The 24,985-nt window shown below is 60.7% G+C and carries 27 protein-coding genes; 12 read left to right on the top strand and 15 right to left on the bottom strand.

All coding sequences use genetic code 11. From position 1 onward, the window contains the following. Nucleotides 1-253: 253 nt before the first annotated feature. On the bottom strand, nt 254-430 hold the full coding sequence (locus tag J2J99_RS26920) for a hypothetical protein (RefSeq protein WP_168297480.1): 177 nt from the start codon (nt 428-430) through the stop codon (nt 254-256). Nucleotides 431-934: 504 nt separating this feature from the next. Continuing rightward, nucleotides 935-2,020, bottom strand: a complete 1,086-nt coding sequence (locus J2J99_RS26915) for an ROK family protein (RefSeq protein ID WP_168302292.1) — start codon at nt 2,018-2,020, stop codon at nt 935-937. Between the two features lie 170 nt (nt 2,021-2,190). Between J2J99_RS26915 and otsB the strand changes: the two genes are divergently transcribed. The 7 genes from otsB (at nt 2,191) to J2J99_RS26880 (ending at nt 9,000) form a co-directional block, all read left to right on the top strand. Continuing rightward, on the top strand, nt 2,191-2,922 hold the full coding sequence (gene otsB, locus J2J99_RS26910) for a trehalose-phosphatase (RefSeq protein WP_205919333.1): 732 nt from the start codon (nt 2,191-2,193) through the stop codon (nt 2,920-2,922). 203 nt (nt 2,923-3,125) lie between these two features. Next, nucleotides 3,126-4,010: a helix-turn-helix domain-containing protein gene (locus J2J99_RS26905; RefSeq protein WP_168302294.1), complete on the top strand. Its 885-nt coding sequence runs from the start codon at nt 3,126-3,128 to the stop codon at nt 4,008-4,010. A gap of 205 nt (nt 4,011-4,215) precedes the next feature. After that, on the top strand, nt 4,216-5,289 hold the full coding sequence (locus J2J99_RS26900) for an ABC transporter substrate-binding protein (RefSeq protein ID WP_205919330.1): 1,074 nt from the start codon (nt 4,216-4,218) through the stop codon (nt 5,287-5,289). Between the two features lie 71 nt (nt 5,290-5,360). Continuing rightward, nucleotides 5,361-6,182: an ATP-binding cassette domain-containing protein gene (locus tag J2J99_RS26895; RefSeq protein WP_168302295.1), complete on the top strand. Its 822-nt coding sequence runs from the start codon at nt 5,361-5,363 to the stop codon at nt 6,180-6,182. After that, complete coding sequence (locus J2J99_RS26890) at nt 6,182-7,438, top strand: sugar ABC transporter permease (protein WP_168302296.1); 1,257 nt, start codon at nt 6,182-6,184, stop codon at nt 7,436-7,438. The genes J2J99_RS26895 and J2J99_RS26890 overlap by 1 nt, the downstream gene beginning before the upstream one ends. Nucleotides 7,439-7,464: 26 nt before the next feature. Further along, nucleotides 7,465-8,193 carry an SDR family oxidoreductase gene (locus J2J99_RS26885; RefSeq protein WP_168302297.1) on the top strand — a complete coding sequence of 243 codons (729 nt, stop codon included), beginning with the start codon at nt 7,465-7,467 and terminating at the stop codon, nt 8,191-8,193. Between the two features lie 42 nt (nt 8,194-8,235). Continuing rightward, nucleotides 8,236-9,000: an SDR family NAD(P)-dependent oxidoreductase gene (locus J2J99_RS26880; RefSeq protein ID WP_168302298.1), complete on the top strand. Its 765-nt coding sequence runs from the start codon at nt 8,236-8,238 to the stop codon at nt 8,998-9,000. 106 nt (nt 9,001-9,106) lie between these two features. Here J2J99_RS26880 and J2J99_RS26875 read toward each other — a convergent pair whose 3' ends face one another. The 5 genes from J2J99_RS26875 to J2J99_RS26855 form a co-directional block, all read right to left on the bottom strand. After that, on the bottom strand, nt 9,107-10,996 hold the full coding sequence (locus tag J2J99_RS26875) for a bifunctional sugar phosphate isomerase/epimerase/4-hydroxyphenylpyruvate dioxygenase family protein (protein WP_168302299.1): 1,890 nt from the start codon (nt 10,994-10,996) through the stop codon (nt 9,107-9,109). Between the two features lie 27 nt (nt 10,997-11,023). Next, nucleotides 11,024-11,884 (bottom strand): shikimate dehydrogenase, encoded by an 861-nt coding sequence (locus J2J99_RS26870; RefSeq protein WP_168302300.1) that lies wholly within the window; start codon nt 11,882-11,884, stop codon nt 11,024-11,026. A gap of 65 nt (nt 11,885-11,949) precedes the next feature. Beyond that, nucleotides 11,950-12,966: a TRAP transporter substrate-binding protein gene (locus J2J99_RS26865; RefSeq protein WP_168302301.1), complete on the bottom strand. Its 1,017-nt coding sequence runs from the start codon at nt 12,964-12,966 to the stop codon at nt 11,950-11,952. 70 nt (nt 12,967-13,036) lie between these two features. After that, complete coding sequence (locus tag J2J99_RS26860) at nt 13,037-14,317, bottom strand: TRAP transporter large permease subunit (protein WP_168302302.1); 1,281 nt, start codon at nt 14,315-14,317, stop codon at nt 13,037-13,039. Nucleotides 14,318-14,327: 10 nt separating this feature from the next. Beyond that, nucleotides 14,328-14,891 (bottom strand): TRAP transporter small permease, encoded by a 564-nt coding sequence (locus J2J99_RS26855; protein WP_168302303.1) that lies wholly within the window; start codon nt 14,889-14,891, stop codon nt 14,328-14,330. 279 nt (nt 14,892-15,170) lie between these two features. Between J2J99_RS26855 and J2J99_RS26850 the strand changes: the two genes are divergently transcribed. Further along, nucleotides 15,171-15,809, top strand: a complete 639-nt coding sequence (locus J2J99_RS26850; protein ID WP_168302304.1) for a TetR/AcrR family transcriptional regulator — start codon at nt 15,171-15,173, stop codon at nt 15,807-15,809. Here J2J99_RS26850 and J2J99_RS34640 read toward each other — a convergent pair. The 3 genes from J2J99_RS34640 to rapA2 form a co-directional block, all read right to left on the bottom strand. Continuing rightward, nucleotides 15,790-15,957, bottom strand: coding sequence for a hypothetical protein (locus J2J99_RS34640; protein ID WP_168302291.1), 168 nt, complete (start codon nt 15,955-15,957; stop codon nt 15,790-15,792). The two genes, J2J99_RS26850 and J2J99_RS34640, sit on opposite strands and share 20 nt — an antisense overlap. A gap of 379 nt (nt 15,958-16,336) precedes the next feature. After that, nucleotides 16,337-16,525, bottom strand: a complete 189-nt coding sequence (locus J2J99_RS26840) for a hypothetical protein (RefSeq protein ID WP_168297722.1) — start codon at nt 16,523-16,525, stop codon at nt 16,337-16,339. A 166-nt stretch (nt 16,526-16,691) separates the two neighbouring features. Beyond that, a complete protein-coding gene (gene rapA2, locus J2J99_RS26835; protein WP_168297723.1) occupies nt 16,692-17,408 on the bottom strand; it encodes a calcium-binding lectin RapA2 in 717 nt (238 codons plus the stop codon). Between the two features lie 616 nt (nt 17,409-18,024). On the opposite strand from rapA2, the gene rpsU reads away from it, so the two are divergent. From rpsU to J2J99_RS34770, 3 genes are all read left to right on the top strand, one after another. After that, complete coding sequence (gene rpsU, locus J2J99_RS26830; RefSeq protein ID WP_168297724.1) at nt 18,025-18,258, top strand: 30S ribosomal protein S21; 234 nt, start codon at nt 18,025-18,027, stop codon at nt 18,256-18,258. Between the two features lie 23 nt (nt 18,259-18,281). Beyond that, nucleotides 18,282-18,476, top strand: coding sequence for a hypothetical protein (locus J2J99_RS26825; protein ID WP_016736977.1), 195 nt, complete (start codon nt 18,282-18,284; stop codon nt 18,474-18,476). Nucleotides 18,477-18,545: 69 nt separating this feature from the next. Continuing rightward, the gene (locus J2J99_RS34770; protein WP_207600992.1) at nt 18,546-18,983 is read left to right on the top strand and encodes a molybdopterin-dependent oxidoreductase; all 438 of its coding nucleotides are present in this window, start codon (nt 18,546-18,548) and stop codon (nt 18,981-18,983) included. A gap of 44 nt (nt 18,984-19,027) precedes the next feature. Here J2J99_RS34770 and J2J99_RS26815 read toward each other — a convergent pair whose 3' ends face one another. From J2J99_RS26815 to J2J99_RS26805, 3 genes are all read right to left on the bottom strand, one after another. After that, nucleotides 19,028-19,564 (bottom strand): hypothetical protein, encoded by a 537-nt coding sequence (locus J2J99_RS26815; RefSeq protein ID WP_168297725.1) that lies wholly within the window; start codon nt 19,562-19,564, stop codon nt 19,028-19,030. Between the two features lie 163 nt (nt 19,565-19,727). After that, nucleotides 19,728-20,165, bottom strand: coding sequence for a universal stress protein (locus J2J99_RS26810; protein ID WP_168297726.1), 438 nt, complete (start codon nt 20,163-20,165; stop codon nt 19,728-19,730). Nucleotides 20,166-20,286: 121 nt separating this feature from the next. Further along, nucleotides 20,287-21,198, bottom strand: coding sequence for a LysR family transcriptional regulator (locus J2J99_RS26805; RefSeq protein WP_168297727.1), 912 nt, complete (start codon nt 21,196-21,198; stop codon nt 20,287-20,289). A 97-nt stretch (nt 21,199-21,295) separates the two neighbouring features. On the opposite strand from J2J99_RS26805, the gene J2J99_RS26800 reads away from it, so the two are divergent. Beyond that, entirely contained in the window at nt 21,296-22,171 is an 876-nt protein-coding gene (locus J2J99_RS26800; protein ID WP_168297728.1) for an aldo/keto reductase family oxidoreductase, read from the top strand. A 118-nt stretch (nt 22,172-22,289) separates the two neighbouring features. Here the strand turns inward: J2J99_RS26800 and ppk2 are convergent, their stop codons facing one another. Together ppk2 and J2J99_RS26790 are read right to left on the bottom strand one after the other, a co-directional pair. Beyond that, nucleotides 22,290-23,204 (bottom strand): polyphosphate kinase 2, encoded by a 915-nt coding sequence (gene ppk2 / locus J2J99_RS26795; RefSeq protein WP_168297729.1) that lies wholly within the window; start codon nt 23,202-23,204, stop codon nt 22,290-22,292. Nucleotides 23,205-23,312: 108 nt separating this feature from the next. Further along, nucleotides 23,313-24,965: a GMC oxidoreductase gene (locus J2J99_RS26790; RefSeq protein WP_168297730.1), complete on the bottom strand. Its 1,653-nt coding sequence runs from the start codon at nt 24,963-24,965 to the stop codon at nt 23,313-23,315. Between the last annotated feature and the right edge of the window lie 20 nt (nt 24,966-24,985).

Raw genomic sequence — 24,985 nt, 5'->3', positions numbered from 1 at the left:
TCACGCAAATCCTGATAAATCGGGTGATTTTGCGCAAATGATCGTGAGTCTGCCGATTCCGTCAAGCGATTTCTTGGTTAGCCAATCGATAACAAACCGGATTCAGCGAAAAATCACCTGGGATTTCGGAATCTTAGCGCCGTTGTCAGCTGACAACGACGCAGACACCACATCCGTCGACACCCGCCGAGCTGCCAAACGTCGTCGCCGGCTCATCGCTGATTGACCCGCCCGGTTGGGGCCATGCCATTTCTTATTTAAAGACAGACGAAGGGTACAGGCTTTCAGATTGCAGCCCGCGGACGGGTTCGTTGCCGGAGGACTTGCCATTTGGATCCTGGGCTTCGGGATCGCGGCGTGACGGAGCAAGGCCGAGCATTTGTTCGAGACGGCCAGCATTGAGCGGCGCGCTTATTCCCTTGAAGTTCATTTTCCATCTTTCGTCTGTGTATCGACCTGCCTGAGGTCTGGAAGTTAAGCGCAATTTGAACGTGCCGAGAACTGCCCCGCAGCTTTATCACCATCTTTTCGATGCAAGGCAGAAAGGGGAGGGGAGGGGAGGGGAGAGGAAGGAGGCCGACGATGGCGGAGGCCGACGACGAAGATTGCATACGCTCCCCGTTGCATGAGCCTTCCCGCGCCTGAAAAAGCGTGCGGCGCGGTAGTCGAATCAGGTGGCGTTGCCTATGCTCGATCACACGAGACGGGCTGCACGACGCCCCAGTCCTTCAGCCGGGCCGCTCTGATACCTGCCGGAAGCGAACCGACCCTAGCGGAACCTACGGGCGACTTCGCTTCCACCTGCTGAATTTCCCTTTATTTACCACCTATTTACCATAACACTGCGAACCAGATAGTGGGATGAATCGCAAGCACCGGCGCAGGATGCCGCGCACCGGTCGACGATCTGCATGACCGGGACAGAATTTAGACGCTATCGCGCTTTCATTCCTTCGCGATTGGTAAAATGCGCATTGCCCAAACCGGTGCCGATGGTCAGCACCGCCCATCGTGACACGTCGTGCATGAACGGGATCTGCGACAATCCCTGCACCACAGCGTCGTTGTGCATCATCACGAACGTGCTGTGATCACCGATCTCGGGAATGGCCTTCATCAGCGCGGCGGGAAGATTGAAGCTGTCGCTCTCCCAATTGCCACCGGGGAGATTCTGCCCGCCGCGTTCGATCGAGCCGTCGGCCTTGATGATACCAGGACAGCCGAGCCCGATGATGGGAGCAGGCTTCAGATTGGCTTTTTCGGCCTTGTCGATCAACTCCCGCACCATTGTCGCGAGCTTCTCTATCGTCGCACTGCGACTCGGCTCATCGTCGGCATGGCGCCAGATGGCCGATTCCCAGACGCGCGCATCGGCAAAATGCGGCTTCTTTTCCTTTCCGAATTCGACGACGCCGGCACGGACGTTGGTGCCGCCGATATCGACGGCCAGCATCGCCTCATAGCCTTTGAACATCCAGGGTGGCATGAGATGCACGGAGCCGATCAGTCCCGCCTCGTCCGGATGGTGAACAATCGGGACGACCTCGATATTGACGCCGGCCGCCTTGAGAAGAACCATGGTCCTGGCGATCGCCAACTCCCCGAAGCGGCTTTGCCTGAAGCCGCCGCCAACGACGATGCGCTCGGTTTTGGACCAGCGCTCGTCCTTGAGGAATTTCCCGATCACCTCGGCAAAATCCTGTGCGAAGTCCTCCACCGCGCCCATGATCAGTGCGGCGGCCTCCATATCGTCTCCCTTCAGCAGAGCCTCGATCTTTTTCTTGGAGAGCTTTGCTGTTGCAACCTTGCCGATCGGGTCGTCTCCGAACTTGCGGACATGTTTTCTCCAATCGTCGAGCTTCTGCTGGAAGGTCTTCTTGTTGGCGTTGTCGCCAACGAAGCCGTTCTTGTCACGCAGTTCGTTGTTGTAGTCGTCGATCGTCACCAGCGGCAGAATAGTCGCACCATGCGCCAACGGAGCATTGACCTCCTCGCTAGGCTTGGAACTGCTTTTGGCCATCAATCTACCTTTTATGGCGCGAGTGCTTGAACGGGCGGCGAAATAGAACGCTGACTTGCCTCTGAATGTTCCCGGCGGCCAAGTCACCTTGTCGTTGCCGGCCGGCGACCTAGCTTCAAGGATTCTAGAGTTTGGAGACGACCGTGCAGGACGACGCCGCTACACAGGAAATGCTTTCATTGGTTTTGGACGAGCCCGAACACTGGGCAATGTTTCTCGATATCGACGGGACGCTGCTCAACCTTGCGCCCACGCCGGATGCGATCGAGGTCCCGGAAGCTCTTCCAGGACAACTTCATCGGCTGTCGAACAAGCTCGGCGGCGCCCTGGCACTGGTGACCGGACGATCCCTTGCCTATGCGGACGCCCTGTTCAAGCCCTTTGCATTTCCGACAGCAGGCCTGCACGGCGCCGAGATCAGGAGTGCCGCCGGGATGCATACGCTGGAGGCAACACCCGAGTTTCAGGCGCTGAAACATGCGCTGATCGCGGAAGCCGAGCAGTATCCGGGCGTGCTGATCGAAGATAAGGGCGCGGCTGTTGCCGCCCATTACCGGCTTGCGCCCGAATATGAAAAAGTGCTCGAGGAGCGCATGCATCATTATGCCGAGGTCGCAGGGCCGAACTGGGCGCTGCAGCTCGGCAAGATGGTCTTCGAACTGCGGCCGGCACGGTCGAGCAAGGGTGATGCGCTGGAGCGGTTTTTCCAATTCGACCCGTTCAAGAACCGCTGTCCGATCACCATCGGCGATGATCTGACCGACGAGTCGATGTTTGCGATCGCCAATGCGCGCGGCGGCGTTTCCATACGCGTCGGGGCTATCGGCGCACCGAGCTGCGCCACCAGCCGGCTGTCTTCGGCTGCGCTGGTCAGGAACGTCATTGCCGCTCTGGCCGCCTGAGCCAGGTCTTTGGACGATCTCCGATGCGGATTATCGTCGTCTTTTGCACCGCCCGCGCGGCTTCAATCATCAAAAAAGTATCGGTTTTGACCGCGAATCGTGGTGGCAGAGGCGAAACGAGATCACTACACTCCATCTCAACAATAAGGCCAAAAAGGGAATTTGGCGGGTGGGCTTGGAACCCGTCCTCGGAGGAGGAAACGATGGAACCTGACTTGGAAGTCGTTCAGATCAGGCCGGGCGAATCTTTCGCAACGAAGGCTCACGGTTATCCCTATCATACGGTTCGCTGGCATTTTCATCCGGAATACGAGCTGCATCTCGTCGTGGCGACAACCGGGCGCTATTTCGTCGGCGATTTCATCGGCGAGTTCGAGCCGGGCAATCTCGTGCTTGCCGGCCCCAATCTTCCCCACAACTGGATCAGCGACGTCCCCAAGGGATCGAGCATTCCGCTTCGATGCCAGCTCATTCAGTTCAGCGAGAATTTCATCAGCGACACGATGAAGGTGCTGGCCGAGCTCGCGCCCTTCGAGCCGGTGCTGGAAGCCTCCCGCCGCGGCGTGCTCTTCGGCGGCGAGACCAGCCGACAGGTCGCGCCGCTGATGAACGAGGTGCAGCAGGCGCACGGCGTGCGCCGCATCGAGCTCTTCATGATGATCGTTGGCCTGCTCAGCCGGGCGCAGGACGCCCAGCTTCTCGCCAGCCCGAGCTATCTGCCCGATCCATCGGGCTACATGTCGGCCGGGATCAACAAGGCACTCGCCTATATCAGGGAGAACCTGACGAAGTCCTTCGACGAAGCCGATCTTGCCGGAATTGCCGAACAATCCACCGGTGCCTTTTCACGCGCCTTCCGCCGCCACACCGGCATGTCGCTCGTGCAATATGTGAAACGCCTGCGCATCAACCTCGCCTGTCAGATCCTGATGAGCGACGATCACGCATCAATCACCGATATCTGCTTCGAGGTGGGCTTCAACAACCTGTCCAATTTCAACCGGCAATTCCTCGCGGAAAAGGGCATGACGCCCTCCCGCTTCCGGCGATTGCTGGGCGACAATATCAACGTGGTCAAGGCGGCTTAGGGGCGCCGGACGAGCGCGGTTCCAGGCAAAGGGAAGCAACTTTCGCCGAAGACGGCGCCAAGTAGGACGGGGAGGGGAGACAAAAGCTGACACTGGTTTGAACGCGAACACGCGATGAGCGGTTCGCGAAAGCAGATGCTTGTCCTGAGGCTCATGCAGCAGAACATTGCAATGACGAAACCACACAAATTTCCAATGGGAGGAGATGCAAATGATGAAATTGTCGACAAAAGCGGCAGGCGCCGCAACCCTCGCCCTGTTCCTGCTCGGCGGTAATTCCGCCTTCGCGCAAAGCGCCGTCGCGGATGCGACGGTCGCATTCCTGATGCCTGACCAGGGCTCGACTCGTTACGAAGAGCATGACCATCCAGGTTTCGTCGCGGAGATGAAAAAGCTCTGCGCCTCATGCAAGGTCATCTATCAGAATGCCGACGCCGATATCGCCAAACAGCAGCAGCAATTCAATTCAGCGATCACGCAAGGGGCCAAGGTCATCGTGCTCGATCCGGTGGATTCGGCCGCCGCCGCGTCTCTCGTCCAACTCGCTCAGAGCCAAGGGGTCAAGGTCATCGCCTATGACCGCCCGATCCCCAAGGGCAAGGCCGATTTCTACGTCTCCTTCGACAACAAGGCGATCGGGAAGGCGATCGCAGAATCGCTCGTCCAGCATCTGAAGGCCCAGAACGTGCCGACCGACGCCGGCGGCATCCTGCAGATCAACGGTTCGCCGACCGATGCGGCCGCCGGGTTGATCAAGGACGGCATTCACGAGGGTCTGGCCAGCGGCGGCTACAAGACGCTTGCCGAATTCGACACGCCGAACTGGCAGCCGGCGAATGCGCAGCAATGGGCCGCCGGCCAGATCACCCGCTTCGGCAAACAGATCGTCGGCGTCGTCGCCGCCAATGACGGGACCGGCGGCGGCGCCATCGCCGCCTTCAAGGCGGCCGGTGTCGATCCCGTGCCGCCGGTGACCGGCAATGATGCCACGATCGCCGCGCTGCAGCTGATCATATCGGGGGATCAGTACAACACGATCTCCAAGCCGAGCGAAATCGTCGCCGCTGCCGCCGCCGACGTCGCGGTGAAGCTCTTGGCAGGAGAGACGATCAAGGCGGAAATGACGCTTTACGACACGCCGGCACAGCTCTTCGTGCCAGCTGTCGTCACCGCCGAAAACCTCAAGGCAGAGATCATCGACAAGAAGATCAACACCGCCGAGGAGCTGTGCACCGGACGCTATGCCGATGGCTGCAAGAAGCTCGGCATCACCAAGTGATCAAGCCAAGGCAAGCGCGGCCGGATCGCCGGTCGCGCTTGCGGTTTTCGCTTCTTCTGAAAGGCCAGGCGATGTCCGACACCTCTCCTATTCTTGACGGCTCCCGCCAGCCCGTTCTCAGCCTGCGTGGAATCTCGAAGAACTTCGGGGCCGTATCGGCGCTCACCGATATCGAACTCGACGTGCATGCGGGCGAGGTCGTAGCGCTCGTCGGCGACAACGGCGCCGGCAAATCGACGCTGGTCAAGATCCTGGCCGGCGTTCACCAGCCGAGCTCCGGCACTATCCTGTTCGAGGGCAAACAGGCAGACCTGTCGAGCCCGAGTGCCGCCCTCGATCTTGGCATCGCAACCGTGTTTCAGGATCTGGCGCTTTGCGAAAATCTCGACGTCGTCGCCAATATTTTCCTCGGCAAGGAACTCAACCCTTTCCAACTCGACGAGGTCGCTATGGAGATCCGCGCCTGGAAGCTCCTGAACGAGCTTTCTGCCCGAATCCCCAGCGTGCGCGAGCCCGTCGCCTCGCTTTCCGGCGGGCAGCGCCAGACAGTGGCGATCGCCCGGTCGCTGCTACTCGAGCCGAAACTGATCATGCTCGACGAACCGACGGCAGCACTGGGTGTCGCCCAGACCGCCGAGGTGCTGGACCTGATCGAGCGCGTACGCGAACGCGGCCTCGCCGTCATCATGATCAGCCACAATATGGAGGATGTGCGCGCCGTCGCCGACCGCATTGTCGTCCTTCGGCTCGGGCGCAACAACGGCACCTTCATGCCCGATGCCTCCAACGAGGCGCTCGTCAGCGCGATTACCGGCGCATCCAACAATTCCGTCTCCCGCCGCGCCATGCGCCGCCGGGCGCAAGGCCAGCAAAACGAGGAGGGCAGGCCATAATGAAGACGATCCCGAACGAACCGGCAGCACCTCAGCTTCTCGACCGGCATGACGAAAGAGTGCGCCATGACGACAGCCTCGCCGGCTCGATGCGCGCCTTTTGGAATCGCATCCGCTCCGGCGACCTCGGCTCGCTGCCTGTCATTGTCGGCCTGGCGATCATCTGGACGGTGTTCCAGGCGCTCAACCCGGTGTTTCTCTCCAGCGCCAATCTCGTCAACATGCTGTTCGACTGCTCGACGGTCGGCGTCATCTCGCTCGGCATCGTCTGCATCCTGATGGTGGGTGAGATCGATCTTTCCGTCGGCTCGGTCAGCGGCTTCGCGTCGGCGCTGGTCGGTGTCTTCTGGGTCAATCAGGGCTGGCCGGTAGCGCTGGCGGTCCTCGCCGCGATGAGCGTCGGCGCCGTGATCGGCTCACTCTATGCCTTCCTGTTCAACCGTTTCGGCATGCCGAGCTTCGTCTCTACCCTGTCAGGGTTGCTCGCGGTTCTCGGCCTGCAGCTTTATATCCTCGGAGCGACCGGTTCGATCAATCTCCCCTACGGTTCCTGGCTGGTGAATTTCGGCCAGATCATGGTCATGCCGGACCCGGTCGCCTATCTGCTGGTAGCGCTTGCCGGCATCGCCTTCTTCCTGGCGAGCTACCGCACAGCGGCGCGCCGGCGGGCGGCAGGCCTGTCGTCGAAATCGACCGGCGGACTGTGTCTGCGGGCCGTCGTCATCACGATCGCCCTGGAAGCAGTCGCATTCTATCTCAACCAGTCGCGCGGAATTCCGTGGATGTTCGGCCTCTTCGTCGGCCTCGTCGCCGCCATGAACTATGCGCTGACGCGTACCAAATGGGGCCGATCCCTGCAGGCCGTCGGCGGCAACAGAGAGGCCGCCCGCCGCTCGGGCATCAATGTGTCGCGCATCTATGCCAGCGCCTTCGTCGCCTGTGCCCTGCTTGCGGCGACCGGCGGCGTGCTCTCGGCCGCGCGGCTGGCGACGGCAAGCCAGCAGGCCGGCACCGGCGATGTCAATCTCAACGCCATCGCCGCGGCAGTGATCGGCGGCACCAGCCTGTTCGGCGGGCGCGGCAGCGCTTACTCAGCCCTTCTCGGCATCATCGTCATCCAGTCGATCGCCAGCGGGCTGACGCTTCTCGATCTGTCGTCGTCGCTTCGCTACATGATCACCGGCGCCGTCCTTGCCGTCGCCGTCATCGTCGACTCGCTCGCCCGTCGATCGCGGATCTCGCACGGCCGGGCCTAAACCACTCAAGAAAACAGAGGAAGAAAATGGGACAGGATCTGTCTGGAAAAGTCGCGGCCGTCACCGGAGCGGCCTCGGGTATCGGCCTGGAATGCGCCAAGGCCATGCTTGCATCAGGTGCTCGGGTCGTGCTGGTCGACCGCAACGAGGAGGGCTTGAAGGAAATCTGCTCGACGCTCGGTGCAGATGCCATTCCGCTGGTCATCGATCTCACCGACCCGAAAAGCGTAGCTGGGATGATGCCTGAGATCCTGAAGAAAACAGGCCAGCTGGATATCTTCCACGCCAATGCCGGCTCCTATATCGGTGGCGAGGTGCTAGAAGGCGATCCCGACGCGTGGGACCGGATGCTCAACCTGAACGTCAACGCTGCCTTTCGCTCGGTGCATGCCGTTCTGCCGCACATGGTTGAGCGCAAGACCGGGGATATCATCCTGACGAGCTCCGTCGCCGGTCTGGTTCCCGTGGTCTGGGAGCCGATCTACACAGCCTCCAAACATGCGGTGCAAGCCTTCGTCCATACGCTGCGGCGGCAGGTGGCCAAACATGGCCTGCGCGTCGGTGCCATCGCGCCGGGCCCCGTCGTCACCGCACTCATCAGCGACTGGCCGCAGGAGAAGCTCGACGAGGCGCTCGCCGCCGGCGGCCTGATGGAGGCGAAGGAAGTGGCCGATGCGGTACTTTTCATGCTGACGCGCCCGCGCAACATCACGATCCGCGATCTCGTCATCCTGCCGCAAAGCACGGATATCTGACGAGAATGTGCCGGCCTGTCGCAATCATAGAAGGAAGCGGACATGATCTTCGATAGGTTTCGCCTGGATGGACAGGTGGCGCTCGTGACCGGCGGCACGCGCGGCATCGGGCTTGCGATCGCCGAGGCGCTCGGCGAGGCAGGCGCCAAAGTCCTCATAGCGGCAAGGTCACGCAATGCGGCGGCGGAGGACCGGCTCACCAAAGCCGGTGTGGATTGCGGTTTCATCGCCGCCGACCTGCTGAAAGACGATGCCGCCGACGCGCTCATCACCGAGACGCTCTTACGGACGGGCCGGCTCGACATTCTCGTCAACAATGCCGGCATCGCCATTCATGGCGACAGCGGCGAATTCCCCGATGCCATCTGGCGCGAGATCATGACCGTCAATGTCGACGCCGTCTTCCGCGCCTGCCGCGCGGCACTCACGCCGATGCGGCGCCAAGGCGGCGGCGTTATCCTCAATATCGGCTCGATTTCCGGCATCGTCTCCAACATTCCGCAGAACCAGGTCGCCTATAACGCCTCCAAGGCGGCGGTTCATATGATGACGAAGAGCCTGGCAAGCGAAGTTGCAGCTGAAAACATCCGCGTCAACGCCATTGCGCCGGGCTATATCGAGACCGATCTGTCACGCGGCGGCATCGACAATCCCGACTGGTTTCCGATCTGGCGCAGCATGACTCCGATGGGACGCGTCGGACAGCCGGAGGAGGTGGCTGGCGCCGCCTTGTTCCTCTGCTCGGCGGCGGCAAGTTACATCACCGGCGAAGTGCTTGTTATCGACGGCGGTTATACGACGCGATAGGTCGACGGTGGCCTCGGGCAGGGGTCTCCGCATCGATGCTGAGCCCGTTGTCTTGCCATTCTCCCCCATGGCGAGCTTATGCTGAGACCCCGCCTGAAAGCGCGTCTCAGGGGCGGGGCAGGCCTGCCGGCCGCAGATGTTTCCTCAGGGCTGCTATCCTGAAGATGGCATTGGCGGCGCCATAACCGCGATAACCGCGCCGCTCGACGATCTCGAAGAACAGCCCCTCGCCGTAAGTCGGGCTGTAGAGCTGAAAATATTCGCCGGCCTCGTCGCGATCATAGAGGATGTTGTTGGCCTTGAGGCGCTCGGCGAATTCGGCCTCCAGGCCGAAGCGGGCTTCGAGATCGTCGTAATAGTTCGGCGAGATCGCAAGCGGCACGAAGCCGTTGGCGGCAAGGGCGGCAGCGGTTGCGAAGATGTCGTCGGTCCTGAAGGCAAGATGCTGGATGCCGGAACCGAAGGTCTCGGCGATGAAGCGACCGGCCAGCGTATTGCGGTTCTCCGCGCCGTTCATGGTAATGCGTAGCGAGCCTTGGACATTCTCGACCACCTGGCTGCGGACGATGCCGGAGGGATCGACGATATCGACCATCGGTGTCTTCTCGGCCTCAACGAGCGCAGTGTAGAACAACAGCCAGGTCAAGAGCTCCTCGTACTTCATCGTCTGCGCCATATGGTCGATCGACTGCAACCCGGCCGGCCGGGAGGCGGAATCGTCGTCGATCGCATCGAATTCGATCTCCCAGATGCGGCCGAGTTCGCTCTGGCGGTCGAGGAAATAGAGAACACCGCCGCCCACGCCGCGCACCGCCGGCATCTCGATCTCGCCGGCATCGAGCGCTTGTTCGAAGCGTTCGGCCCCAAGCGCGACGGCCCGCTGCAACGCCGCCCTGGCATCGTCGACCATCAGCCCGGCGGCATAGGCCGAGGTGCCGTGCACGGCATAGGAGGCGCTGGCAAAGCCCTTGCGTTCGGTGTTGACGACGAGGTTGATAGCGCCCTGGCGAAACACCGTCACCCGCTTGCTCTTGTGTCTGGCCGCCTTATGGAAGCCGAGGCTTGCAAACAGCGCCTCGAGGGCCGCCGCCTCGTCCTCGTCGGCGGTGAACTCGATGAAGGCGATGCCTTCGACCTTGGCGCGCGGCGGCATGGCCGGCACCGGCAGCGCGCTCTCTGGCTGCTGCCGCTTGACCTGATCGCCGAGATAGATCAGCGAGCGGCGACCGTCGACGGCAATGGCACTGGCAGATCCGCCCCGGAACTGGTCGTTGAATATCTCCAGCGACAGATAACCGTCATAACCGGTGGCGGCGACGGCCTTCATGAAATCGAGCACCGGCAGGTCGCCTTCGCCGGGCATGTTGCGGAAATGCCGGCTCCAGTAGAGCAGATCCATGTCGATCAGCGGCGCATCGGCGAGCTGGATGATGAAGATCTTCTCCTTCGGGATCGAACGGATCGAATTGACGTCGATCTTCCTCGACAGCGTATGAAAGCTGTCGAGAATCAGGCCGATATTCGGATGATCGGCCCGCCGGACGATCTCCCAGGCATCGCGGTGATCGTGGATATGACGGCCCCAGGCAAGCGCCTCGTAGCCGACGCGCAGGCCGCGCCTGGCGGCGCGCTCGCCGAGGTCATGAAAATCGGCCGCCGCCCGGTCGAGACCGCCAAGCGCAGCCGGCGAGACGTTCGAGCAGACCAGCACGAGGTCGGTGCCCATCTCCTGCATGAGATCGAACTTGCGCTCCGCCCGGTCGAAGGTGCGACTGCGCAGCGGCTCCGGCATGCCTTCGAAATCGCGGAACGGCTGGAACAGCGTGATCTCCATGCCGAGGTCGCGCACCATGCGGCCGACCTCCCTCGGGCTCTCGTCGAAGATCAGAAAGTCATTTTCGAAAATCTCCACCCCGTCGAAGCCGGCCTTGGCGATCGCCTCCAGCTTGTCACTGAGGTCGCCGCTCAGCGAAACGGTCGCAATCGATGTCTTCATCGCAGTGGTCCTTCCGAATTGCGGTGTTTATGTCGTCATCGTCTTGAAATGCATCAGCATACGGCTGGCATCAGGCTCCATGCCGGTGATCAGACGAAAGGCACCGACGGCCTGGAATACCGCCATGCCGCCGCCGTCGAGCGTTCTGCAGCCGCGCGCTCTTGCCTGCCGCAGAAGCTCGGTTTCCAAAGGAAAATAGACGATCTCGGCGACCCAATGCCGCGATTCCAGGAGGTCCGGCGGAAGCGGCACACCGGGGTATTTCGCCATGCCCGTCGGCGTCGCATGGATCAGCCCGGATGCGCCCTGCATCGAGGCGGCAAGGTCGCTGCCGGCAGTGATCACCGCGCCGGGAAAGAGCGCGGACATCGCTTCGGCCAGATCGACGGCGCGCTCATGCTCGCGATCGAAGACCGTCAGCCGATCAAGGCCCAGTGTCAGGATCGCATAGGCGGTCGCAACACCCGCCCCGCCTGCGCCGAGCTGAACGGCGGAGGAAAGGTCGGCCTGCGGCAGCCCGCGCCGAAAGCTTTCGGCAAAACCCCACCAGTCGGTATTGTGGCCGAAACGCCGGCCGCCTTTCAGGACGACGGTATTGACGGCGCCGAGCGCGCGGGCCTCGGGCGACAAGTTGTCGAGCAGGGGAATAACGCGCTGCTTGCAGGGATGGGTAATGTTGAGGCCGGCTAGGCCGCGTACCTCGGCGTCCTCGATGAGCCGGGAAAGATCGGCCGGCGTCGCGTTCAGGCTGGTAAGGTCGATCAGTTCATAGGCATAGTCCAGCCCCTGCGCCGCACCTTCCTGCATATGCATCGCAGGCGTCAGCGAGGCCTGGATGTCGGCGCCGATCAGCCCGGCCTTCAACGGTTTCAGCAGTGTCTCGGCCATGCGCCATTTCCCGTTTCTTGTCGTGCTCGGAAGGCCCGCAGGGTCGCTGCGGGCCTGCGATCGGCTTACTTGCCGCGAACCGTGTCGAGCTCCTTGAAGAGCTGCGTCACGGTCTCTGCACCAATCTGGCCTGCAAACTTGTCGATCAGCGGCTTGACGGCGTCGCGCAGCTTCTGCGTCTCTTCGGGGCTGAGTTCGGCAACTTCCATGCCGGTTTTCTTGATCTCCTCAATCGCCTTGGCATCGAGCTCCCTGGAAACCTTGCGCTGATAGTCGCGGGCTTCCGTCGCAGCCGACTGGAAGACTGCCTTCTCCTCATCATTGAGACCGTCCCAAAACTTCTTGCTGATGAGCACGATCTGAGGATTGTACTGGTGACGGGTCACCGTCATGTACTTCTGCACCTCGAAGAATTTTGCGTTGATGATGTTGGCGGCCGGATTCTCCTGACCGTCGACGGTACCGGTCTCGAGCGCGGTATAGAGCTCGGTATAGGGGAGGGGCACGGCGTTGGCGCCAAGGCTGTTGAAGAGCTCGATCGGGATCGGCGACTGGATCGTGCGGATCTTCAGGCCCTTGATATCCTCGAGCTTGGTGACGGGATGACGGTTGTTGGTGAGATTGCGGAAACCGAGCTCCCAATAGGCGAGGCCGACGAGGCCGGTATCGGGCAGCAGCTTCATCAGGCTGGTGCCGAAGGCGCCGTCCATCACCTTGTCGGCTTCTTCGCCGCTGTTGAAGAGGAAGGGCAGGTCGACGGCACCGAACTGCTTGACGTTGCTTGCGAGAATGCCGGCATTGAGCACCGTCATCTCGATGACGCCGCCCTGCAGAGCCGATACCGTCTGGACGTCGCCGCCCAGCACGCCGCCCGGAAACAGCTTGACCTCGATCTTGCCGCCGCTCTTTTCCTTCACCAACTCGGCGAACTTCTCCATGCCCATGACCTGGGGATGACCCTTGTTGTTGGCGGCAGCGAATTTGAGGCTGTGCTCGCGGATTTCGGCCATAACCGGGCCGCTTGTCAGCAAGGCGATCGGCAGGGCCAGTCCCAGCGCCAGTTTCGTCAATCTATTCAGCATGTTTTCCTCCCAGGATTAGGCCGGCATCTCCCTCCGGCCGCGTTGAAATTCCATCGCCGACACGGCGACATCAATGTCCGAACCAGGCGACTGGTGCGGTCACAAGCTCAGGGAAAAGGACGAGCAGAAGCAGAACGACCAGCTCTGCAATCATGAAGGGCATGACGCCCTTCATCAGCTCTTCCATCGAAAGCTTCGACACCCCGCAGATGACGTTGAGCACCGTGCCGACCGGCGGCGTGATCAGTCCGATCGAATTGTTGATGATGAACAGCACGCCGAAATAGACCGGGTCGATGCCGGCCTGCTTGATGATCGGCATCAGCACCGGCGTCATCACCAGGATCGTCGGGGTCATGTCCATGGCGGTGCCGACGACGACGATGAGCACCATGACTGCAAGCAGCAGCAGCGTCTGATTGCCCATCAGCGGTTCGACCAGGGCTGCGAGCTCGCCGGGCACGTCGGCAACGGTGATCAGCCATGCGGAAACGCCGGCACAGGCCACCAGGAACATCACCACCGAGGTTATTTTGGCGGCGGCGACAAAGACTTCGAACAGCCGCGACGGCGGCAGCTCGCGATAGACGACCATCGATACGAAGAGCGAATAGACCGCCGCGATGACGCCGGCCTCGGTCGGGGTGAACACGCCGAATTTCAGGCCGACGATGATGATGACGGGAAGCATCAGCGCCCAGATGCTGTCGACGAGAGCCTTCATCCGCACCGCGCCGCTTTGCTTCGGCGGCAGGGCAAACTGCTCCTTGCGTGCCACGATCAGCCAGGTGATGCAAAGGGCAGCACCGATCATCAGGCCCGGGAAAATGCCGGCCAGGAAGAGCTTGGTGATCGAAACGCCGCCGATGACGCCATAGAGGATGAAGCCGATCGACGGCGGGATGATCGGGCCGATGATCGAGGCCGAGGCGAGCAAGCCGCCGGCGCGGGCCGGATCGTGGCCGGATTTCAGCATCATCGGAAAGAGCAGGGCGCCAAGCGCCGCTGCATCGGCGACCGCAGAACCGGAAAGGCTGGAGAGTATGCAGGCCGCGAAAATCGCGACGAAGCCGAGACCGCCCCTGATATGGCCGACCATGGCCATGGCGAGATTGACGATGCGGCGTGAAAGGCCACCGGTATTCATCACCTCGCCGGCGAGCAGGAAGAAAGGCACGGCCATCAGCGGAAAGCTGTCGGCTCCGTTCAGCACATTCTGCGCGACTATCTGGGCATCGAACATGCCGAGATACATCATCAGCGCCACGCCTGTGATGATCAGGGCAAAGGCAATCGGCACCCCGAGCGCCATCGGACCGAGAAGAGCGCCGAGGAAGATGGTGACGGTCATGACGGCCTCCTCAGTGCTTTGGATTCAGAACGGGGAAGGCGGTCTGCGCGGGATCTTCGAGTGCGGCCTGCTCCTCGCTGTCACGCACGAGTGCGGCGGTCGTCACATCGATGCGATCGGTCGCGATCGCATAGGCGTCCCAGAGCAGGATGAAAAAGGCCGGCACGCCGAAGGCGAGCCCCGCGCCGTAGAAGACGCCCATTGAAATGCCGGTCGCCGGGGCCGAGACGTGAAGATTAATCAGCGTCTGGGCCCAGCTGCCGCTGATCATCAGCCAAGTGGCGACCAGCATCATGCCGTAGCCCAAGAGCACCGCGAGCTTGGCGACAGGTTTCGGCAGGCGGGTGATCAGGGAGTCGACCCCGAGATGGGCGTGCTCGCGCATCGCCACGACGGCGCCGAGGAAAGTCAGCCAGATGAAGAAGATGCGCGACAACTCCTCGGACGAGGTGATGCCCTGATTGAAGGCATAGCGAAGCACGACATTGCCGAAAACCAGCACGACCATGCCCGCCAGCAGCAGAGCGATCGTCACCTTCAGCGCGAAGAAATAAAAACCGATGATACGGGTCATTCGCTCCTCCCAAGCGCGGCCTTTGCTCGCAGGCCATCGACCGTCGCCGGAAATGCCGATTGCATGTCCGACCAAGATATTGCGTCGCGATCAACTCCCTTACCGCTCGCCCTTCAAAATGTACTAACTAGTTCGTATGTCAAGCGCCATCTATTGAAACCGGCCGTCAACGTGAATAAGACTGGTGGGCAGAGAGACCGAAGCATCTGCTTCGAATTCCTTTGAAGGCCGAAATTTCTAAGACGAAACAGCAGTTTAGAAGGGCTGGCGACCAGGCTTATGGCGGAACGGGGCGAAAACGGCCGGAAGAACGATCCACAGCAGACGAAGGAAGACATCCTTCTCGTCGCCACTGAGGAATTCTCGACCCATGGGCTCGCCGGCGCCCGCGTCGACTCGATCGCCGAGAAGACACGCACGTCGAAGCGGATGATTTATTATTATTTCGGCAGCAAGGAGGGACTCTACCTTGCCGTCCTGGAGCAGTCCTATCGCAAGATCCGCTCTTTGGAATCCGATCTGCATCTGTCCAATCTCGAACCGGAAGAGGCGTTGCGGACGCTGATCTCAACGACCTTCGATCACGATGAGGCCAATCCGGATTTCGTCCGCCTGGTCAGCATCGAGAACATCCATCACGCCGCGCATATGCTTCGTTCGGAGGCGATCCGCGATCTCAACGTTTCGGTCATCGAAACCATCGCCGGCATATTGGAGCGCGGCTTTGACCGGGGAGTCTTCCGACGCAAGGCCGACCCGATCGACATCCACATGATGATCAGCGCCTTCTGCTTCTTCCGCGTTTCCAACCGGTATACGTTCGGCACGATCTTCAGACGCAATCTCTCGGACGGCGATACGATCGAACGCCATCGCAGCATGATCGCCGACGCTGTCGTCAGCTATCTGAAAAGCTGAGGGCAGGAGGTTCCGCCTCAACTGCGCGGCGATTCTCCTGGCCAAAGATCAGAAAATCCGCAAGCGCCACCAGCGCAAGCGGCGCCACGGTCCGGCCGCTGCCGCGTTTGATCGACATCGATTCTGTCAAAATATCGGCTGTATCCATTGCTGCTCCTGTTGCAAATGCCGCGTTGCCCTCATGATGAGCCTGGTGTCCGATCTCGTCGCGGCAGGGGTGTCTCGCGACCCTTCCGTCAGCCACCATCCGTCATTGCGGAGCCGATCCGGCAAGGCGGGGAGTGCGGGGCGGGGCGGGCTGGCGTTCTTGCAAATGGCGGGAACATGCCGCGCCGGATTGCAGATTTTGTGCAGAAAGCGAGGAGCAATTCAGGAAATTGCAGCAAAGCGCCGCGCGTCTTGTTCAGACGCGCGGGGGAGACTGCGACCCTATAGACGCCCGCGAACGCAGGGGCAGAGCCTAACCTCGGGCATAGGTCGGAGCCGTTTTTCTCGCGCAGAGAGGAGCGAAGGAAGTACAGAGGATATTATCTGAATCGCTGAGCACGTCTGGCATTGTGAAGCAGTTCGCAGGCGGTGGCGAACGGCCCGAAAAGTCTGAGCAGCAGCGCTTGTTCCTCGGCATCGATATGGTGACGAGCGCAAAACTCGGTGACGGACCAGACTTTTGTCAGATCGTCCGTTTCGATTTGTCTGGGTTCGATGTGTTCGGTCAACGGCGTGTCCTCCGAACATCAAGACTACGCTCGTGAGGATTTTATAAGAACTAGCTAAAAAGGATTACGAGCAACTATATCCGAAAGTACGCATCAAGAACGCCCATGCGAAAACGCCCGCCGGTTGCGCGGCGGGCGTCTTGTCTCACAAATCTATTGCTTCGGATCAAACACTGACGCCGTCGGGATGAGCGTCCGTGCCGAGGATGTTGAGCGTTACCTTGGCAGTGTCCGTATGGCCTTCGCCGTCGGAGATCTTGTAGTAGCGGAGGACCTCCGTGTAGGTCACGCCTGCATCCAGATCGGCCGTCAGGTCGTAGGTGAACGTGCCGTCCGACTTGACATGGAATGTGCCATACGTGCCGGCAACGTCGGTTACGGCGTCTGCAGCGGCATCCACCTTGGTGCTCAGGAACTGACGCAGGAACATCTTGCCGTTGTCGCCGGCAATGTCGTTGTCCAGAACGTTGCCGCCGATGGGCTGGCCTTCGGTGAAGTCGTAGGAGTCATCGACCGCGACCGGCTTGATCTGGGTCACGCCCTGGATGTTCAGGGTGAACAGACCGACGTCGGTGTGGCCGGCGCCGTCCGAGATCTTGTAGGAAACCTTTTCGACCAGCGTCTCGCCGTTGCTGAATCCGATCTTGGCAGCATCGCTCAGCACATAGGTGTAGCTGCCGTCGGCCTTGACGAAGAACGTGCCGTAGTCGCCCTGGATTTCAGTGATCTGACCGGCCTGCTTGGCGCCGACCGACTGCTGGTCGAAGGCGCGCAGGAACAGGTGGCCGTTATCGGAGGAATCGTTGGACAGAAGATTTCCGGAAATTACGTCAGTTTCTTGAAAAGTTGCACTATCGTCAGTTGCGTGAACCGCGGATACCATTAGTTTCTCCTAAAATTGTTTATCAGTCGGGCCATTTTGACCGTAGCGAGCGAGTTCTTTAACAACTTGTTAATACTGCAAGTCAATGGGGTATTTAACGCAAGGTTAACATTCATCCATAACGTGCATTGACGCTTTTGAAGCGACCAATACGTTATCTGATTCAATCAAAATTGACGCAATTTCGACCAATTTACACCCGGTTAACTTGAAAGAACCTTCCTCATGACTATGTTGCGGCAGCGTTCTTCTGATGCCGCCTCTAAGCCGGCTGCACACCATTGCAATCCTGACACCGGCACCTACCTTAAGGGCCGCAGCCGACGGACACTCAAGCGGTGAAGCGAATGAACGCAACATGATCCGCGGCATGCCGCCATCCGGGCGGCCCACGGGCAATCCAACCGGGCAAGCTGATTCCGCCGACAGCCGAGGATGTCTTTGAACCACGAAATATTGCGGCTGCGGTTGCGGTCGTTGATCGGCCGGCGCAAGGGTCGCGATGCTGTCCCAAATGCTGGAGCTTGAAAGGCATTTCCCTTTTTGCCGCCATGAACGCAGGCCGAATAACGCGGCTGACGGAGATCGGCCCATCATCCAAACAAGGAGAATGCGAATGCAGGTACTTGTCAGAGACAACAACGTCGATCAAGCCCTGAGGGCTTTGAAAAAGAAAATGCAGCGCGAAGGGCTGTTCCGCGAAATGAAGGAACGGCGTGCCTATGAGAAGCCGTCCGAACGCCGCGTCAGAGAAAAAGCCCAGGCGATCAGCCGGCAACGCAAGGCGGCACGCAAGAAGATGCAGCGCGAAGGGCTGCTGACCGGGCGCAAGCAGACGGCAGCGCGTTAATAGCTTTCCCGAAAGGATAGACAATGGACGAATTGAATAGTCTTGCCGTTTCAGAAGAACGCCTCGAGGATTGCCGTGATGTGGTCGAGCCGGATCTGCAGGACCTGATCCAGCGTGCGCTGACATCGGGCTTTTCGCGGGAGGAAATCCTCATAGCCGTCAGTGAACTGGTCGCAGAAGACTTCGCAATGGTCATGGAAACTCCAAGCGTGCATTGAGAAACGAATGGTGACGGCGCAGGAGGATCTCTTCGGTGCGGCCGACGACCGCTTTCCGGAGGGGTTGCGATATTCCTCGGATGTCGCTCCCCTGGATCTGCAACGCTCCGTCCTCGAAGCGATACCCGCCCTGCCGTTCAAAGCCTTCGAAGGCGGGTCATCTCCGACGCCGCCATCGAGGTCGCTTTCAACGGCGCCGATGGGTCCATCTACGACAAGACCCCTGATTTTCAGAGGAGCATGCCGGCCTGGAAGGCGAGCGATGAGGACTCGCTCGTCGCCCACGAAATGAACGGCGAGGCCTTGCCGCACTGGAACGGTTTTCCCGTGAGGCTGGACCGGGTGATGCGCCAGATCGAGGTGAAGGCGTCTTCCGCGCTCGCTCTTTCCACTCGTCGAACGCTTCACCACCCAGGAGGCGGCCCTCCCAGAGATGTTCCCCTCGCTGTAAAGTTAACAGCTGAAAAGACGGAAACGATCGCCGCGTCTGGTATCGCTTATGCATGAGCAATTTGCGCCCCCTCTTCATGCTTTGAGAAGAACCTTCAGTCTCATGCTGCAACGACGCTCACGTCCGCTTTGGCCAGCCGCTGATATAATCTGCGCCGAAGGGCGATGGACCACCAATCGTAAAGGAAGATCTCAAGCGGGCGCCAGTTGGCAACCCAGCCGAAAATAAGAAGGCTTTCACTTAGGACTCTTCCGAGCGTATCGGATCCAACTGCGTGGATGATCAGCGGACTGGCGGCGATGCTCAACGCCAAGATCGGAAGGCCAACAACAAGTTCACGTCGACCCTCCCGCAAGAGTTCGCGCAGTTCTCGACTTGCGTGAGCAACACGTACCGCAAAATTATGTTGTATTGCCTGACAGATCGCCGCCACCGACTCGCCCGCCGCCTCCTGGCTGGGCATCTGAACCACGATCTTCAGTTGAACACTGCCCGGCGCCTCTTGCGCCCATTCGACAATGAATCGCTCAGCGTCGGGGTCCAAGTCTCGTTCGCGGAAAGGCGTAGGATCAAGGGAGTTGAACAGGCGGGCTGCACAATCGACTTTCACAATAATGGTGTAGCTTTCACCTTCCATTCTACGCCTCAGCGCAGACACCAGGCCACCGCCGGTCCGATAAGCCATGCCTCAATGTCGGCGTTTGAAATTATACTTCAGCAGTTGTCCTGCTTCTTAAAATGAGCCTCGTCGTCCGCATGGCTGCTTGCCTGCCGTAACAGATTTCGGGATGGATGAGCATTCAGCGATAGACGAGGACAGGAACGCGGGAGTTCGCAAGGACTTTCATCGTCACGCTACCGAGCATGAACGCCTTGAAACCTTCTCGTCCATGGGACCCCATCGCGATCAGATCACAATTACTTTCCGCTGCCTTTCTGACGATAGATACGGAAGGATCGATGTCGATTTCACGGGTTGCATAGCAGACGACTTCTGCTTGCGCGGCGACGTTCCGAGCTTGCTCGAGGATTTCATCAGCCACCTGCCCAGCATAACGATCATATTCTTCGTGTGAGAACTCGAGCTGGTCGGGCGTCAGCGAAAGCACTTTAAACGGCTGCGTGACCGTCAAAACGGTTGCTTTCGCTCCAATCTCGCTCGCAAAACGTATCGACTTCTCGAGAGCGGCTGTCGATAAGGCCGATCCATCTGTGGGGATGAGCAAATGCTTGTACATCGATGCCTCCATTGATCTAAAGTATTTTCAGGCTTAGATCCGGTTTCTCATTGATTTGGGTCAAAGCGCATGGAACGGATCTGAAGGATCCCGACGCGCTTTAAGCTCCGGGCAATTTCGTTCAAGCCGGGTTAGCTGACGCCTTGACGAAATCGATGAAGGCGCGGAGCGGTGCGGGCACCAGTCGCCGCCCGGGATAATAGAGAAACGGCCCGGAAAAGCGCTGCCACCAGGGTTCGAGAATGGGCTCGAGAACGCCGCTGTCGAAATGCGGGCGCAGCCAGTCTTCGAATATGCTGATCACGCCCGTGCCCGCGATGGCGGCGTCGACAGACAGATCGGTCGCCCCGCCGACTTTGACGATCAATGGTCCTGATGGTTCGACCCGCACCACTTCGCCGTCCCGCTCATATTCCCAGGGCGTCGTCAGCGCACCGCTGTCAAAACGGCCCAACAGGCAGGCATGGTCGAGCAGTTCGCTCGGATGTTGCGGCCGGCCACGACGGTCGAGATAGGAGGGGGACGCGGCAGTGGCAAAGCGCTGCTGGCGCGGCCCGATCGGAATCGCGATCATATCCTGCTCCAGCCGCTCGTCATAACGGATGCCGGCATCGCATCCGGCAGCGAGCACGTCGACGAAGTTCTCTTCGGCGACGATCTCGAGGCGAATATCGGGATAGGCGGCGAGGAATGGCGGGACGATGGCTGGCAGCACCAGGCGCGCCGCGCTGACCGGCACATTAAGCCGCAGAGAACCAGCCGGACTGTCGCGAAATCGGTTGACCACATCGAGCGCAGCTTCCACCTCCGTCAACGCGGGGCCAAGCCGTTCCAGCAGGCCTTTGCCCGCCTCGGTCGGAACGACACTGCGCGTTGTCCGATTGAGCAGTCTGACCCCGAGCTCAGCCTCAAGGCGCCGCACCGCCTCGCTCAGGAAGGAGGCACTGCCGCCGCTGGCCCGCGCCGCCTCGCGAAAACCGCCGGCTCGCGCCACGGCGACAAAGGCATTGAGATCACTCAAATCTGCTTTCACTGTTCGCCACTCCGCACGGCCTGTACGGATTGTACCGGATTATCACACGCTCCGCCACGGCGTAGTCTTGGCTTCATCTCTTGAAAGGAGTGAGATCATGTCCATTATCGACCACGCCGGCAGCTTCAATCTCGGCGACTGCAACGTCAAGCGAGTTGGCTATGGCGCCATGCAACTGGCCGGGCCCGGCGTGTTCGGCCCGCCCAGGGATCATGGCGCCGCGCTTGCGGTGCTGCGCGAGGCGGTCGCAGGCGGTGTCAATCACATCGACACCAGCGATTTCTACGGTCCGCACGTCACCAATCAGATCATCCGTGAAGCCCTCCGACCCTATCGCGATGATCTCGTCATCGTCACCAAGATCGGCGCCAGACGCGGCACGGACGGCTCGTGGATTCCGGCTTTCTCGCGCGATGAGCTGACGCAGGCAGTGCACGACAATCTTCGTAACCTCGGCCTTGACGTGCTCGATGTCGTCAACCTCAGGATCATGTTCGACGTGTATGGCCCGGCCGAAGGGTCGATAGAAGCACCTCTGACGGTGCTTGCCGATCTCCAGCGGCAGGGTCTCGTCCGCCACGTCGGCTTGAGCAACGCCACCTCGCGCCAGGTCGCTGAAGGCCGCGGGATCACCGACATCGTCTGCGTGCAAAACCAGTATAACCTGGCACTTCGCGCCGACGATCCGCTCATCGACGATCTGGACCATGAGGGCACCGCCTATGTGCCGTTCTTCCCGCTTGGCGGATTCACGCCGCTGCAGTCTTCGACGCTCTCCGATGTCGCCGCACGCCTCGACGCTACGCCGATGCAGGTGGCGCTCGCCTGGCTGCTGCATCGCGCGCCGAATATTCTGCTGATCCCCGGTACTTCCTCCGTCGGCCATCTCAGGGAAAACCTCGCCGCCGCCCGCCTCGTGCTGCCCGATGAGGCCATCGAGGAATTGAACCGGATGGCCGATATCGCTGCCTGACGGCATGTGATAGCCGCAGACGGTCTGCCGCTACGCCACGCCGCGCGCGGCGTAGCCGGCGGACTGCGCATTATCGATGTGGCGCCAGCCGACCCGTCCGCCATGCCTTCAATAGCGCTCAATAGCGCTCCGGCACATACATATCCGGCGGAACGGGCGCTCTGTTGTAATCGGCGTGACGGATACGATCCGGCAGCTGAATCTCCGGCTTCGGCACATCCTCATAAGGAATCTGCTCGAGAAGATGGGCGATGCAGTTCAGCCGCGCCCGTTTCTTGTCGACGGCCTGCACCACCCACCAGGGCGCTTCCTTGGTGTGTGTGCGCGCCAGCATTTCTTCCTTGGCCTTGGTATATTCCTCCCAGTGTACACGGCTTTCCATGTCCATTGGCGAAAGCTTCCACTGCTTCAGCGGATCGTGGATGCGCATCTTGAAGCGGAATTCCTGTTCCTCGTCGGTGATCGAGAACCAGTATTTGATCAGCACGATGCCGGAACGGACGAGCATCCGTTCGAATTCGGGCACCGAGCGGAAGAACTCCTCGAGTTCGTCAGCGGTGCAGAACCCCATCACGCGCTCGACGCCGGCGCGGTTGTACCAGCTGCGGTCGAAGAGCACGATCTCGCCGGCGGTGGGAAGATGCGGAACATAACGCTGGAAATACCATTGATGGCGTTCCCGTTCGGTCGGAGCGGGCAGTGCCACGGTTCGGCAGACGCGCGGGTTGAGCCTTTGGGTCACGCGCTTGATCGCCCCGCCCTTGCCGGCCGAATCCCGGCCCTCGAAAAGCACTACCACCTTCAGCTTTTTGTGCTGGACCCAATCCTGCAGCCGCACGAGCTCGTGCTGCAGCCGGAAGAGTTCGCGGAAGTAGATCTTACGTTCGAGCGTCTGCTCGGCCGGTTCCGACATTCCCTCGGCTACCAGATCGTCCAGCCGATCCTCCTCCATCTGCATTTCCAGCTCCTCATCGAAGCTGTCGGCGATCTCGGCCTTTATCCGGTTGAGCTGATCCTGATGTGACTGCGACATGGCTTTTTCCTTCCTGCTTTTGTTGACAGGAGCATGTCAGTGCGAAGGTTATATGACGACCACTGATCGGGCTGAACGGTTACTCGCGCCTCTCGTTCCAAGCGGGCCTTAAAGTTGCCCGGCCCGGTACCGGTCGACCAGGTTTCGGCAGGCGCGGATCGTCAGGGCCATGACGGTGAGCGTCGTGCCGGCGATGCCGCTGCCGGGAAAAGCGCTGGCGTCGGTGACGACCAGGTTCGGCGCATCCCAGACCTGGTTATAAGGGTTGAGCACCGATGCTTCCGGGCTTTCACCCATGCGGGCACCGCCGGTTTCATGAATTGCCGCGCCAATGCACATGGTCTTGCGGAACCATGTGCGGAACATGAAGCGGCTGAAGGCGTCGGCATCGGGGAAGGCGCCCTTGCCCATCTCCTTGAGGCCGGTGGGCGAGCCGATGAATTCGAGTTCGCCGCCGACTTCCCGGATCATCGCAATCAGCGTCTCCTCCTGTCGGCGGAGCAGCGCCTGCTCATCCGCCTGCATGATGCAGCGGATATGCGGCACGGGAATGTTCCAGGCGTCCTTGCGCCTGACATCGAGGGTGATGCGATTGTTGGCATAGGGCAGCATGCGGCCGAAGCCGAAGAAGGCGAGACGCGCATCGGTGTCGCCAGAGACCGGCGCCCGGCCGACGCTGCCCTGGTAGTCGAAATCGCCGCGGGCGGCATCGCCCTCGCCGAAGCGGGGGATGAAGATCCCGCCCGACGGGTTGTAGAACGGGTCGGCCGGAGCGGATTCGTCTGGCGCCCAGCCCTTGGCCTTCGAAAAGGACCCGAAGGCGAGGCAGGGAAGCTGGTCCATGAAATAGCGGCCGAGGACGCCCGAGCTGTTGCCGAGCCCGTGAGGATGTCTTGGCGAAGCTGAATTCAAAAGCAGCCGCACGCTCTCGATCGGCGATGCGGAAAGAACTACCGTCGCCGCCCGGGGCGTCGATACTTCTCCCGTATTGCGGTCGATGATCTCCGCGCCGGTGGCGCGGCCGGTTTTCTGATCGATGGTGATGCGGCGAACGACGGCGTCGTAGCGGACCGTCAGCCGGCCGGTGGCCTTGGCTTCCCGGAGCGGCCGCGGCATGCGGTCGGCATCCGGCGCGATATAGCGCCAGGAAACGACGCGCCTCTCCGGCCAACGGCTTTCAACCGCCTTTTTGAAGATCTGTTCGGCGGGCGTCAGGCTTGCCGGTTTGGCATAGATGCCGTCCGGAAGGGTCGGCGCATCGTCCTTGTTGCCGTAGAGCCCGAGATAAGTCTCCACCTCGTCGTAGAACGGCGTGAGCTCATCATAGGAGACCGGCCAGTCCACGCCTTTTCCCGAGCGCGACCTAATCTTGAAATCGTCGTCGGTCCAGCGCAGCAGAACGCGGCCGAAACTGTGCAAACGCCCGCCGCCCTGGCGGCCGCGAATCCACAGGAAAGGCTCACCCTTCGGCGTCGTATAGGGGTTCTTGCGGTCATTGACGAAGAAGTGGCTGAAGCGCTCGGTAAAGAAGGCCGCGCGCGCCTGGATCGGCTGGCCCTTGATCGTGGCGCGGGCACGCTCCCAGATATTGATGCTGCTGGCGGGCGCCTTCTTGCGCGCGGGGTCGAAATCCCCCGGCCCGACGGCGGGACCGGCTTCGAGCAGCAGCACCGACAGCCCCTGAGCCGTCAGTTCTCTGACCGCGAAGGAACCCGCCGCGCCGGAGCCGATCACCAGCGCATCGTAGATGACCTCAGGCATGTCTTTCCAAATCCTGTCCT

Source organism: Rhizobium binae, assembly GCF_017357225.1.
In the GTDB taxonomy this organism is placed as follows: domain Bacteria; phylum Pseudomonadota; class Alphaproteobacteria; order Rhizobiales; family Rhizobiaceae; genus Rhizobium; species Rhizobium binae.
Note: the sequence above shows the minus strand (reverse complement) of the source record. Positions and strands in the feature narration are given on the sequence as shown.